12 protein-coding genes are annotated in these 13,264 nt (G+C 73.2%); all 12 read left to right on the top strand.

What is annotated here, in order from left to right:
- Positions 1-8: 8 nt before the first annotated feature.
- Positions 9-1,253 (top strand): 6-phospho-beta-glucosidase, encoded by a 1,245-nt coding sequence (locus tag ACH35V_RS02010; RefSeq protein ID WP_395969758.1) that lies wholly within the window; start codon positions 9-11, stop codon positions 1,251-1,253.
- Positions 1,254-1,312: 59 nt separating this feature from the next.
- On the top strand, positions 1,313-2,272 hold the full coding sequence (locus ACH35V_RS02015) for an N-acetylglucosamine kinase (protein WP_395969759.1): 960 nt from the start codon (positions 1,313-1,315) through the stop codon (positions 2,270-2,272).
- Between the two features lie 86 nt (positions 2,273-2,358).
- Positions 2,359-3,633 carry an ABC transporter substrate-binding protein gene (locus tag ACH35V_RS02020; RefSeq protein ID WP_395969760.1) on the top strand — a complete coding sequence of 425 codons (1,275 nt, stop codon included), beginning with the start codon at positions 2,359-2,361 and terminating at the stop codon, positions 3,631-3,633.
- Entirely contained in the window at positions 3,630-4,508 is an 879-nt protein-coding gene (locus ACH35V_RS02025; RefSeq protein ID WP_395969761.1) for a carbohydrate ABC transporter permease, read from the top strand. Before ACH35V_RS02020 ends, ACH35V_RS02025 begins: the two co-directional genes overlap by 4 nt.
- The gene (locus ACH35V_RS02030; RefSeq protein ID WP_395969762.1) at positions 4,505-5,392 is read left to right on the top strand and encodes a carbohydrate ABC transporter permease; all 888 of its coding nucleotides are present in this window, start codon (positions 4,505-4,507) and stop codon (positions 5,390-5,392) included. Before ACH35V_RS02025 ends, ACH35V_RS02030 begins: the two co-directional genes overlap by 4 nt.
- Positions 5,393-5,547: 155 nt before the next feature.
- On the top strand, positions 5,548-6,465 hold the full coding sequence (locus ACH35V_RS02035) for a dihydrodipicolinate synthase family protein (RefSeq protein WP_395969763.1): 918 nt from the start codon (positions 5,548-5,550) through the stop codon (positions 6,463-6,465).
- 25 nt (positions 6,466-6,490) lie between these two features.
- Positions 6,491-7,903: an L-fucose/L-arabinose isomerase family protein gene (locus ACH35V_RS02040; protein WP_395969764.1), complete on the top strand. Its 1,413-nt coding sequence runs from the start codon at positions 6,491-6,493 to the stop codon at positions 7,901-7,903.
- A complete protein-coding gene (locus tag ACH35V_RS02045) occupies positions 7,900-9,363 on the top strand; it encodes an FGGY-family carbohydrate kinase (protein WP_395969765.1) in 1,464 nt (487 codons plus the stop codon). Before ACH35V_RS02040 ends, ACH35V_RS02045 begins: the two co-directional genes overlap by 4 nt.
- A gap of 95 nt (positions 9,364-9,458) precedes the next feature.
- Positions 9,459-10,127 carry a GntR family transcriptional regulator gene (locus tag ACH35V_RS02050; protein ID WP_395969766.1) on the top strand — a complete coding sequence of 223 codons (669 nt, stop codon included), beginning with the start codon at positions 9,459-9,461 and terminating at the stop codon, positions 10,125-10,127.
- A gap of 122 nt (positions 10,128-10,249) precedes the next feature.
- Positions 10,250-11,236, top strand: a complete 987-nt coding sequence (locus ACH35V_RS02055; RefSeq protein WP_395969767.1) for a tripartite tricarboxylate transporter substrate binding protein — start codon at positions 10,250-10,252, stop codon at positions 11,234-11,236.
- 3 nt (positions 11,237-11,239) lie between these two features.
- Positions 11,240-11,758: a tripartite tricarboxylate transporter TctB family protein gene (locus ACH35V_RS02060; protein ID WP_395969768.1), complete on the top strand. Its 519-nt coding sequence runs from the start codon at positions 11,240-11,242 to the stop codon at positions 11,756-11,758.
- Positions 11,755-13,260 carry a tripartite tricarboxylate transporter permease gene (locus ACH35V_RS02065; protein ID WP_395969769.1) on the top strand — a complete coding sequence of 502 codons (1,506 nt, stop codon included), beginning with the start codon at positions 11,755-11,757 and terminating at the stop codon, positions 13,258-13,260. Before ACH35V_RS02060 ends, ACH35V_RS02065 begins: the two co-directional genes overlap by 4 nt.
- Positions 13,261-13,264: the final 4 nt, after the last annotated feature.

Here is a 13,264-nt window from a genome sequence, read left to right on the forward strand (position 1 = left end):
CGCGCCCGATGAAGATCGCGGTCATCGGCGGGGGCTCCACCTACACCCCCGAACTCGTGGACGGGCTGGCCGGCCTGCCCGTCGGCGAGCTCGTCCTGATGGACCCCGCCGCCGACCGCCTCGACCTCGTCGGCGGCCTCGCGCGGCGGATGTTCGCCCGGCTCGGCCACCCCGGCCGGGTGCGCTGGACCACCGATCTCGACGACGCCGTGGACGGCGCGACGGCGGTGCTGCTCCAGCTCCGCGTCGGCGGCCAGCGCGCCCGGCTCGGCGACGAGACCTGGCCGCTGGAGTGCGGCTGCGTCGGCCAGGAGACGACCGGCGCGGGCGGCCTGGCGAAGGCGCTGCGCACCGTCCCGGCCGTCCTGCGGATCGCGGGACGGGTGCGCGAGCTGGCGCCCGAGGCGTGGATCGTCGACTTCACCAACCCGGTCGGCATCGTCACCCGCGCGCTCCTGTCCGCCGGGCACCGCGCCGTCGGGCTGTGCAACGTGGCGATGGGCTTCCAGCGGCTGTTCGCCCGGCTGCACGGCTGCGACCCCGCCGCGCTGGAACTGGAGCACGTCGGGCTCAACCACCTGTCCTGGGAACGCGCCGCGTGGGTGGACGGCGTCGACGTCCTGCCGTCCCTGCTGGCGGGCGATGGACGGGAGCTGGTCGAGGAGACCGAGCTGCCGTTGGAGCTGATGCGGGCTCTGGGCGCCGTCCCGTCCTACTACCTGCGCTACTACTACGCGCACGACCGGGTCGTGGACGAGCAGCGGCGCGGGCCGCGCCGGGCGGAGCAGGTGCTGTCCATCGAACGGCGGCTGCTCGCGATGTACGCCGACCCGGAGCTGGCGGAGAAACCGGCCCTGCTGGAGGAGCGCGGCGGCGCCTACTACTCGACCGCCGCCGTCGAGCTGCTCACCTCGCTGCTCGAAGACCGCGGCGACACGCAGGTGGTGAACGTGCGCAACGGCGGGACGCTGCCGTTCCTGCCGGAGTCGGCGGTGATCGAGGTCCCGGCGACGGTCGGCAGGTCGGGACCGGTGCCGGTTCCGGTGCGTCCGGTCGAACCGCTGTTCGCCGGGCTGATGGCGCATGTGACCGCGTACGAGGAACTCGCGCTGGCGGCGGCCCTGCACGGCGGGCGGGCACGGGTGGAGGCGGCGCTGCTCGCCCATCCGCTGGTCGGGCAGTACGACCTGGCCCGCGGCCTGACGGACCGGCTGCTTGCCGCCAACCGCGAGCATCTGCCGTGGGCCGCGTGAAGCGGCACGCACGACGACCCGCGGTCCTCGCAATTGACGCAGGCAACAGCAAGACGGACGTGGCCCTGGTGTCGGCGACCGGCGACGTGCTCGCCTGGGTGCGCGGCGGCGGCTTCGAGCCGCACGGCGCCGGGCTGGACGAGGCGATCGGCGGGCTGGCGGACCTCGTCCGCGCCGCCGCGGAACTCGTCGGCACCGCCGCGCCCGGGCCGGTCGCCGACCACGTCACCGCTTTCCTGGCCAACTGCGACCTGCCGCAGGAGCGCGAGACCCTGACAAGGGCGATCACCGCCCAGGGGTGGGCGCCGAAGGTGACGGTCGACAACGACACGTTCGCGGTCCTGCGCACCGGGTCCGGCCTGCCGTTCGGGGCGGCGGTGGTGTGCGGGGCGGGGATGAACTGCGTGGCCCGCTCGCCCGATGGACGGAACGTCCGCTACCTCGCGCTGGGACGCCGGTCGGGCGACTGGGGCGGTGGCGAGTTCCTCGGCGAGGAGGTGCTCTGGTGGGCGGTACGCGACGAGGACGGACGAGGCCCGCGCACCGCCCTGCGGCAGGCCGTCGCCGCGCACTTCGGCCTGCCCGACGTCGCCGCGGTGTGCGTCGCGTTCCACCTGGGCGAGCTGCCCGGCGAACGGCTGCACGAGCTCGTGCCCGTGCTGTTCGGCATCGCGGACGGCGGCGACGCCGTCGCGAGGTCCCTGGTGGAACGCCTCGGCGACGAGGTGGCCGGGATGGCCCTCGCCGCGCTGGACCGCCTCGGCTTCGACCGGACGCCCGTGCCGGTGGTGCTGGGCGGCGGGGTGCTGACCGCGTCCCATCCGCTTCTGCTGGACCGCGTCGCCGCCAGGTTCCGCGCGTCGGGGGTCGACGCGGACCTCCGGATCCTGGCCGAGCCGCCGATCGTCGGCTCGGTGCTCCACGGCCTCGACGAGCTGGCCCTCGACGGATCGGGTGCGGAGGAACGGCTGAGGGCCGCCTTCGCGGGCTCGCCGGGGCCGATCGTGCGGCGCGGGTAACGGACGCCGCCCGCCGAGAAATTTGGTAAAGACTCTTGCCTAGAGCGGATAAAGATTCTTTACTAGAGCGTGCGAAAGGAGTCCTCATGAAGCGACCGAAGCGGACCCTCGGCCTGCTGGCCGGTGCAGCCTCCACCATGATGATCCTCGCGGCCTGCGGGAACGGCGGCGGCGAGGGGGCCGACGACGACGTCCTGCGGATCGCGATGGCCTCGCCGGGCGAGGCGCAGATCCGGGTCTGGAACGGCGTCGCCGAGCAGTACGAGAAGGCGCACCCCGGCATGGACGTGCAGCTCAACTTCCAGGACGACGACCTGTACCAGACGGTCGGGCTCCCGAGCCTGCTGAACGGCCGCAAGGCCCCCGACATCTACTTCGAATGGGCCGGCGGCCGGCTCGCCGCCCGCGTCAAGGACGGCTTCGCCGCCGACGTCGGCCCGTACGTCACCGGCGGCCCGCTCAAGGGCCTGATCGACGAGCCCGCCTACAACCTCATGAAGATCGACGGGAAGACCGTCATGGTGCCGTTCGCGTCCGACGTCACCAACGTGCTCTGGTACAACACCAAGCTCATGTCGGGCGCCGGGGTGGCGCCGCCGAAAACCTGGGCCGAGCTGCTCACCGCCTGCGACACCCTGAGGTCCAAGGGGATCACCCCGATCGCCACCGGCAACAAGGACCTGTGGCCCGTCGGCAACTGGGCCGCGCATCTGGTCTCCCGCGTCGTCGGCGAGGCCGCGTACACCCAGGTTCTGTCGGGCAAGGCGGGCTTCGACAACCCCGGGTGGAGCGAGGCGCTCGGCCACGTCGCGGAGCTGCGCGACCACAAGTGCCTCAACGACACCGCCAGCGCGCTCGACGACACCCAGAGCGCGCAGATGTTCCTCCAGGAGAAGGCGGCCATGCACCCGGTCGGCTCCTGGCTGGTGAGCACCGCGATCGAGGAGGCTCCCAAGCTGGAGATCGACTACGTCAACCTCCCGGCCGTGCCCGGCGCGGGCGACCAGTCCAGCGTGATCGGCGTCGCCACCGGCTACGTGATCAACGCGAAGAGCAAGAAGATCAAGGAGTCCGCGGACTTCCTCGCGCTGCTGTACTCCGGCGCCAACGTCGCGGCCTTCACCGAGGCCGGGACCGTCCCGCCGGCCGAGCCCGCCCCCGGCGGCCCGCCCGTCGACCCGCGCACCACCCGGCTCGGCGCCCTCCTCGCGGGCGCGAAGACCGTCGTCCAGCCGCCCGACACCGGCTACGACCCCAAGCGCGCCGAGGCGTTCTACCGGGCGGTCTCCCTCGTCCTGGGAGGGAAGAAGGAGCCGCGGGACGCGCTCGCCGACGCCGCGCGCAAGGCGGGCACCTCTTGAGGCCGAACCATCGCGCGACCCCCTACCTGTTCGCCGCCCCGGCCCTGCTCGTGTTCGCCTTCGCCGTGCTCGGCCCGGTGATCGCCACCGGCGCGTTCAGCTTCACCGAGTGGTCCGGCTTCGGGCCGATGGAGTTCGTCGGCTTCGGCAACTACACCCGCGCGTTCCGCGACACGGTCTTCGTCGACTCCTTCGCGCACGTGGCGATCTACATCGCGGCCACGATCGTCCTGGAGGTGCTGGCGGGCCTGGCGCTCGCGGGGGCGCTGGCGGCGCGGAGGGGCGAGTCGACCTGGTTCCGGGTGGCCCTGTTCACGCCGGTGATGCTGCCGATGGTGGTCGTCGCGGTGCTGTGGTCGTTCGTCTACAACGGGGACTTCGGCCTGGTCAACGCCGTCCTCGGCGCGGTCGGGCTGGACGGGTTGCAGCACGTGTGGCTCGGCGAGAGCGGCACCGCGCTGGCCGCGGTCTGCGTCGTGTCCGGCTGGGTGTACGCGGGCTTCTACATGGCGATCTTCTACGCCGCGCTGCGGCAGGTCCCCGGCGAGGTGATCGAGGCGGCCCGCCTGGACGGCGCCGGCGAGCTGCGGATCTTCTGGCAGGTGAAGGTCCCGATGATCCGCAGGGCGGTCGAGGCGTGCCTGCTGCTGTGCGTGACGGGCGGGTTCCAGAGCTTCGACCTGTTCTACGTCCTCACCGACGGCGGGCCGTACAACGCGACCGAGATCCCGACGACGTACCTCACCCGCGTCGCGTTCACCGACGGCGAGGTCGGCTACGGCTCGGCGATGGCCGTGGTGATGACCGCGGTGGTCGTGCTCGCGGGCCTGGTCTTCATGCGCCTGCGCGCCCGGAGCGGAAGGACGGCGACATGAACGGAACGGCGGCGACGTCCCGGACGCGCGGCACGGCGGCGGTGGCCCGTCCGTCCGCCGTCCGCGCCCGGCGCGTCTCGCGTTCGCTCTTCGGCGTCTGCTTCGGGCTGCTCGCCCTGGTCTTCTTCCTGCCGATGATCTGGATGACGCTGTCCGGCTTCAAGTCGAACTCCGAGATCTTCTCCGACCCGTTCGCGCTGCCGGACTCCATCGACCTCGGGCAGTGGAAGACGGCCTGGGACGTCGGCGGGCTCGGCCAGTATGTGCTGAACAGCCTCGTTGTCACGGCGGTCGCGGTGCTGGCGATCCTGGTCCTGGGATCGGCGGCCGCGTACGCGTTCAGCAGGTTCGACTTCCGCGGTCGCGGCGCCCTGATGACCGTCCTCGCCCTGGGGCTGCTGCTCCCGCTGCAGTCGTACTTCATCGCGCAGAGCACGATGTTCACCGATCTCGGCCTGACCGACACGCGGTGGGCGCTCATCGTCCCTTACACCGCGATGGGCCTGCCGCTGGCGACCTACCTGCTCAAGGTCTATCTGGACGCGCTGCCGGCCGAGCTGTTCGAGGCCGCCCGCGTCGACGGCGCCGGGGACCTGCGGATCTTCCTGATGATCGTGGTCCCGCTGCTGAAGCCGGGCCTCGCCACCGTCGCGATCTTCTCCGCCCTGACGAGCTGGAACGAATTCCTCCTCGCCCTGCTCTACATCCAGGACGACGCGCTGAAGACGATCCCGGCCGGGCTGCTGGCCTTCACCGGACGGCACTCCACCGACTACGGACTGCTGTTCTCCGCGCTGTCGATCATCACGCTGCCGATGATCGTGATCTACGTGGTCTTCAACCGGTGGGTGGTCGGCGGCGTGACCGCCGGAAGCCTCAAGTAGCACCCGCCGCGATCCCTCGGGCCCGGTGCGGCCCGGCCTTTCGCATGAGTTGACTTTTGTCCGGGGCCCTCTCGATACTGATCTCAGTTAACCGTTAACGGTCAACTGCGTGCCGCCGCCCGGCATGCCCCCCGCCCCGAAGGGACGCGCCCCGGATGACGCACCGCCCCGAAGTGATCACCGCCGTCCCCACCCCCTTCACGGCCGCCGGGCCGGTGGACCTGGCCGCCGCCCGCGCGATCTACGGATTCGCCGCCGCCGCGACCGGGCTCCTGTTCGTCTGCGGCACCACCGGGGAGTTCCCCGCGCTGGACGACGCCGAGCGGCTGTCGCTGGTCGAGGCGGCGCTGGAGGCGGCCGGGCCGGACGGCGTGATCGCGCACGTCGGCGCGCCCGACGCGCACCGGGCGATCGGGCTCGGCCGGGCCGCCGTCCGGCTGGGCGCGCGCCGCCTCGCCGCCATCACCCCCTATTTCCTGCCGGCCGAGCCCGCCGAGACCGTCGACCACTTCCGCCGGCTCGCCGCCGCCGTCCAGGAGGTGGAACCGGACGTGCGGGTGTACGCCTACGTGTATCCCGAACGCACGGGGACGCCCGTCGACCCGGGCCTGCTGGCCGAACTGGCCGCCATCCCCGGGCTGGCCGGCGCCAAGCTCAGCGGATCGGCCGCCGGGCTGCTGCGGGCCTGCCGGCCGTACGTGCCCGACGACTTCGACCTCTACTCGGGCGACGACTCCGACCTGGCGCGCGTGGTGCGCGACGGCGGCGCCGGGATCGTCTCCGGCTGCAGCGCGGCGCTGCCCGAGCCGTTCGTCCGGCTCGCCGCCGCGCTCGGCCGGGACTCCGGCGTGGACCCCGCCGACGGCGCCGCGACCCGCGACGCGGCGCTGCTGATCGGCCCCAGCATCGGACGCCTGAAGTACGCGCAGGCGCTGCGCGGGCTGCCGTCCGGGGCGTCCCGGATGGCCGTCCAGGAGCCCGGCCCGGTCGTCGCCGCCGCCATCGACCGGCTGGTGCGCCGGGCCGGTGCCGGCAAGGACGGCGCCGGCCGGGACGACGAGGACGCCGCCTGACCCCCACCCCATCAAGGAGGAACCCATGGCACGGATCGGCGTACTGAGCCTCTCGGACGGCCGCCCCTACGTTCAGGACGGGATCGGCGACTTCATCCGCGCCGCCGAGGACCGCCTGGTCGCCGCGCTGCGCGCCGCCGGGCACGAGGTGGTGACCGCGGGCGCGCCGGTCACCTCGAACGCGCTGGCCGCCCGGCTGGCCCGGGAGGTCGACGCCGCCGGGGTGGACCTGACCGTCCTGCACTACGCCGTGTGGGCGTTCCCGCACTTCACCATGCTCGCCGCCGACGCGCTGCGGGCCCCGATCCTGCTGCTGTCCAGCATCGACCCCGTCCAGCCGGGCATGGTCGGGATGCTCGCCGCGGGCGGTGCGCTCGACCAGCTGCCCCGGCCGCACACCCGGCTGTGGGGCGAGCCGGACGCCGCGCTGGTGGCGAAGATCACCGCCGAGGCGGAGGCGGCCGCCGCGCTGGGCGCGCTGCGCGGCTCCACCTTCGGCCGGATCGGCGGGCGGCCGATGGGCATGAACACCACCGTGTCGGCCACCGAGACCTGGATGCGCGAGTTCGGGATCGACGTCGAGGAGATCGACCAGTGGGAGCTGGTCCGGCGCGCCGGGCTGGTGGCGCCCGCCCGGCTCGCGGCGGCGCGCCGCTGGCTTGAGGAGCGCGCGGCGGGGGTCCACTACGACGGCGACCGGCTCACGCCCGAGCTGCTGGAGCGGCAGATCGGCGCGTACTACGCGATGCGCGAGCTGATCGACGAGCGCAACCTCGACTTCACCGGCATCAAGGGCCAGCCCGAGCTGACCGAGCACTTCGCCACCATGGACATCGCCGAGGCGTTCCTGAACGACCCCTACGACTGGGACGGCCCCAAGGCGCCGCATGTGTGCGCCACCGAGTCGGACATGGACGGCGCCCTCACCATGCGGCTGATGCAGCTGCTGACCGGGGTTCCCGTGCTGTTCGCCGACGTCCGGCACTACCACGCCGACCGGGACGTCTGGGACCTGTGCAACTCCGGCCAGCACGCCACCTGGTACGCGGCGCGCAGCGACGACCCCGCCGAGAACCTGGCGCGCACCCACCTGTACCCCGAGGTGTTCTTCTTCCCGGCGGGCGGCGCGTCGGTGCACCATCTGGCCGCACCGGGACAGATGACGCTGGCGCGGCTGTCCCGCTACGGCGGCCGCTACCGGATGCACCTGATGCTCGGCGAGTTCGAGACCTATGACGAGGAGACCAACGAGCGGATGATGCGCGCGTCCACCTACGAGTGGCCGCACGCCTTCGCCCGGCTCGACGCCGACGCGCCCGACTTCCTCGCCCGGTTCGGCGCCAACCACATCCACGCGGTGCCCGGCGACGTCCGCGACCGGCTGCGCGCGGTGTGCCGGCTGGCGGGGATCGAACTCGACGAGTACACGCGGTCATGACCCCGCTGTTCGTCGGGATCGACATCGGGACGGCCTCGTCCAAGGGCGTGGCGGTCGAGCCTTCGGGACGGATCGCGGCGCGCGCGTCCGTGGCGCACGCCACGGCGAGCCCGCGTCCGGGATGGTTCGAGCACGACGCCGAGTCGGTGTGGTGGGACGACTTCGTGACGGTGGCCCGCGCGCTGCTGGCCGAGGTCGACCCGTCGGCGGTGCGCGGCGTCGCGGTCTCCGGGATCGGGCCGTGCGTGCTGCCCGCCGACGCGGACGGCCGCCCGCTGCGCCCGGCGATCCTGTACGGCATCGACACGCGGGCCGAGCGGGAGATCGCCGAGCTCGACGCGGAGCTGGGCGGGGCCGAGATCCTGGAGACCGGCGGCTCCCCGCTGACCAGCCAGGCCGTCGGTCCCAAGCTGCGGTGGCTGGCCCGGCACGAGCCGGAGGTGTGGGCTCGCACCCGCAAGCTGTTCATGGCGTCGAGCTTCCTGGTGCACCGGCTGACCGGCGAATACGTCCTGGACCACCACTCGGCCAGCCAGAGCGATCCGCTCTACGACCTGGCGGCGGGCGGCTGGCACCGGGAGTGGGCGGACGCGGTCGCGCCCGGCCTGCCGCTGCCCCGGCTCGCCTGGCCCGGGGAGATCGCCGGGACCGTGCAGGCCGCCGCGGCACAGGTCACCGGCCTCCCGGAGGGCGCCCAGGTCACCACCGGGACGATCGACGCCTGGGCCGAGGCGGTCAGCGTCGGCGCGACCCGGCCCGGCGACGTCATGCTGATGTACGGCTCGACGATGTTCCTCACGGCGGCCGGCGAGGCGCCCCTGCGGCATCCGAAGCTGTGGGGCACCGTCGGCGCCTTCCCCGGCACCTACACCCTGGCGGCGGGGATGGCGACGTCCGGCAGCCTGACCGATTGGGTGCGGGAGTTGGCGGGCTCCGACTTCCCGACCCTGCTCGCCGAGGCGGAGGACGTGCCCGCCGGGTCCCGGGGGCTGCTGATGCTCCCCTACTTCGCGGGGGAGCGGACGCCCCTGTTCGACCCGCGCGCCCGCGGTGTGATCGCCGGTCTGACCCTGGCGCACGGGCGCGCGGAGCTGTACCGGGCCGCGCTGGAGGCCACCGCCTTCGGCGTCCGGCACAACCTGGAGGCCTTCGCCGATGCCGGGGCGCGGGCCGACCGGCTGGTCGCGGTCGGCGGCGGCGCGCAGGGGACGCTGTGGCCGCGCATCGTGTCGTCCGCCGTCGGACGTCCGCAGGTGATGCCCGCCGAGACCGTGGGGGCGAGCCTGGGCGACGCCCGGCTGGCGGCCATGGCGGCGGGCGTCGACACGTCCGGCTGGAACCCGCGATCAGGGACGGTGGAGGTGGATCCTGCATGGCAGGCCGGCTACGACGGCCGCTACCCCGACTACCGCCATCTGTACGAGGCGACGGCGGAGATCGTGCACAACCTGGCCCGCTGAACAGCGGGTTTAGGCCTTGACACGGTCGTGTACTATCGCGAGAATTTCGTTAACCGATCTCCGTCGACCGTTAACGAAAAGCGAGAGAGCCGCTCATGTACGAGATCACGTCCCTCCGCCAGTCCGCCACGCTCGGCGAGGAGGTGGCGCGCCGGCTGCGCTATATGGTGATCACCGGCAAGCTCGCTCCCGGGACGCACCTGGTGGAGGACAAACTCGCCCGCGACTTCGACATCAGCCGGGGGCCGATCCGCGACGCGCTGCGCCGGCTGGAGGGCGAGGGCCTGCTGGAGTCGCGCCGCCGGGGGCTGTTCGTCGTCGGCCTGGACGAGAGCGACGTCGAGGAGCTCTACACGCTCCGCGAGAGCCTGGAGTCGCTGGCGCTCCGGCACAGCATGCAGCGCGCCACCCCGCAGGACTGGGAGTCGCTGCTGCGCCCGCTGGAGGCCATGCGCGACGCCGCCGACCGCGGCGCGGCCGAGGACTTCGCCGCCGCCGACCTGGAGTTCCACAGCCGCTTCTACGAGCTGTCGGGCCACCGCCGGCTGGTCAGCGTCTGGGAGCACTACCGGCCCACGTTCTCGGTCCTGCTCAGCGTCACCAACCACCAGGACTCCGACCTGCACCCCTCCGCCGAGGCGCACCTGGCGCTCCTGGACGCGGTGCGCTCCGGCGACGTCGAGGTGTCGCTCCAGGAACTCTCGCAGCACCTGCTCGGGGCCAAGAACCGGATGCGCGACGCGCGCTCCAAGGGCACCGGCTGACGCCGGGCCCGGCCCACATCGCGGCCGCCGTCCCGGGGGAGCGGCGCGCCGGCACCACCCCGTCAGTCACGTCTCAACCAGTCGTGCCCTCATCCCGAGGCATCTCCCGGAAGGAGGCGGCCATGGCCGCCATTCGCCGTGCCGCTCCAGCAACCGTCCTCGCCTGCGTGCTCGTCGCCGCGTCGGCCGCCTGCGCGGGCGACCGCTCGTCCGGCGGCTCCGCCGACGCCGACAAGTACCCCACGAAGGACCTGCACCTCATCGTGCACGCCGCTGCGGGCGGGGCGTCCGACATGACCGCCCGCGCGCTGGCCACCGAGATGGAGAAGGACCTCGGCCGCAGCATCGTGGTCGAGAACCGGCCGGGCGCCTCCGGCTCCACCGCGATGAAGTACCTCGCCTCGGCCAAAGCCGACGGGTACACGATCGGCTACCTGCCGGTCGAGGTGTCGATGCTGGGGCACCGCGGCTACGAGGTGAAACCCGGCTCGTACACCCTGCTCGGGCAGGTGGTGAACGTCCCGGCGGTCGTCGTGGTGCCGGGCAAGAGCGAGCACAAGACGCTGGACGACCTCGTCAAGGCGGCCAAGGCCGAGCCCGGCGAGGTCAGCGTCGCCAACTCCGGACCCGGCTCCATCTGGGAGGCGGCCACCACGCTGCTCGGCAAGCAGGCCGGCGCCACCTTCAAGCCGGTGCCGTTCGACGGCGGCGCCCCCGCGGTGGCCGCCGCGGGCGGCGGCAAGGTCGACGCGGCCGTGGCCGGGGTCAGCGAGGTCGCCCCGCTGCTGAAGGACGGCCGGGTGCGCGCGCTCGCCGTCCTCGACGGGGAACGGTCCAAACAGCTCCCGGACGTGCCGACCGGCAAGGAGCAGGGCCACGACGTCACCGTCGGCGGCTGGGGCGGGATCGGCGCGCCCGGCGGGCTGCCCGCCCCGGTCGCGCAGAAGCTGCGCGAGGCGGTGCGCAAGGCCGCGCAGTCGCCGGGCTTCACGCGGACGCTCACGAACGCGGGCGCCGTCCCGACGTACCGGAGCGCCGAGGACTTCGCGACCTTCGCCGAGCAGGAGTACGCGCGGTTCGGCGGGGTCCTGAAGTCCGCCGGGTCCTGACCGATGCGGAACCCGAAGATCGTCCGTGCGGCGCGTCCGGCCGCACGGGAGATCCTGATCGCGTGCGGCGCGCTGGCCCTGGCGGCGGCGGCACTGGTCTCGGCGGCACGCATCGACTCCGCGGTGCGCAGCCAGGACATCGGACCGGCCGCCTGGCCGCTGGCGCTGGCGGCCGGGATGGCCGTCTTCGCGCTGGCGATGCTCGCCCGCGCCCTCGCGACCGCGCGCGGCACCCCTGTCGACCCGCCACAAGCCGAGCCCGCCGAGCCTGCTGAGGGTGCGCAAGCGGCGGAGGAGATCGCGCCCGGTGGGGTCGTCAAGGTGGTCGCGGCGCTCACCGCGTTCGTGGCCTACGGGGCGGCGTGGCAAGTGCTCGACTTCCGGGTCTGCACGCCGCTGCTCGCCGCCGCGCTGGCCGCGATCGGCGGCGGCCGGAACCGGCGCTCGCTGCTGGCCTTCCCGATCGGCGTGACGGCCCTGCTGTGGCTGCTGTTCGGCTACCTGCTGGAGGTGCCGCTGTGAACGCCATAGCCGACGGCCTTGGCGCGCTCGCCGAGCCGGGCGTGCTGGCCGGGATGCTGCTGGGCACCGTGCTCGGAATGCTCGTGGGAACGTTCCCGGGGATCAGCGTGACGATGGCCGTGGCGCTGGCCAGCGGGTTCACTCTGACGCTGGAGCCGGTGCAGGGCCTGGCGGTGCTGCTGCCGATCTACGTCGCGGCCAGCTTCGGCGACCGGGTGCCCGCGATCCTGATCAACACTCCGGGCACGCCCGCCTCGATCGCGTCCACCTTCGACGGCTTCCCGCTCGCCCGGCAGGGCAAGGCGGGGCTGGCGCTGACGGTCTCGGCGGTGGGCTCCCTGGTCGGCGGGCTCGCCGGGATCGTGCTGTTCGTCGTCGCGGCCGACCCGCTCGCGGACGCGGCCCTGCGGTTCGGCCCGGCCGAGATGTTCGCCCTGGTGGTGTTCGGCCTCACCATGATGGTCAGCGTCGCCGAGGGGCAGCTGGTCAAGGGGCTGTTCGCCGGGCTGGCCGGGCTGCTGCTCGGCGTCGTCGGGCTCGACCCGATCACCGGCGATCCCCGGATGACGTTCGGCCTGGACGCGCTGACGTCCGGCCTGCCGTTCATCGCGGTGATCATCGGGCTGTTCGGGATCGCCGAGGTCTTCGAGCAGATGCTGACGCATCGCGAGGGCGCGAGCACCGTCGTCACCCAGATGGGCCGCTGGACGCCGACCCGCGAGGAGCGCAGGCTCATCCGAAAGCCGATCGCCATGGGCAGCGGGATCGGCGTGGTCGTCGGGGCGATGCCCGCGGCGGGCGGCGACATCGCAGGGCTCGTCTCGTGGTCGCAGGCCCGGCGCTCCTCCAAGCGTCCCGAGGAGTTCGGGAAGGGCTCGCTGGAGGGCCTGGCCGCCGCCGACACCGCCAACAACGCCCAGGTCGGCGGGGCGCTGATCACCTCGTTCGCGCTGGGCCTGCCCGGCGACTCGGTCAGCGCGGTGCTGCTCGGCTCCATGATCATCTGGGGGCTGACGCCAGGACCGACCCTGTTCCGCGACCATCCCGACCTGATCGCCACGGTCTCCGGGATCCTGCTGCTGGCGACCGTGCTGGCGTTCGCGCTCAGCCTGCTGCGGCTGCGCGGCGTCGTCCGGCTGCTGGACCTGCCGCGCCACTACCTGTGGGGCGCGATCCTGGTGTGCTGCGCGGTCGGCACCTACTCGATCAACAACAGGCCCGGCGACGTGCTGGTCATGCTGATCGCCGGGCTCGTCGGCCTGGCCATGCGGCGGTACGGCTTCCCGGCCGGGCCACTCGTCCTCGGGCTCCTGCTCGGGCCGCTCGCCGAGGCGAACCTGCGCCGCGCGCTGGTGATCGGCGGCCCCGGCGAGATCCTCACCAGTCCCATCGCCGGGGCGCTGCTGGCCGTCAGCGCGCTGGCCCTGGCCTGGCCCTTCCTGTCCCGCCGCCGCAGGCGTCCCGCCGTCGACCCGCGGGAACCCGCCGACATGGGCGGCTGACCTC

The sequence above is a fragment of the Actinomadura sp. 1N219 genome, assembly GCF_044326405.1.
In the GTDB taxonomy this organism is placed as follows: Bacteria; Actinomycetota; Actinomycetes; order Streptosporangiales; family Streptosporangiaceae; genus Spirillospora.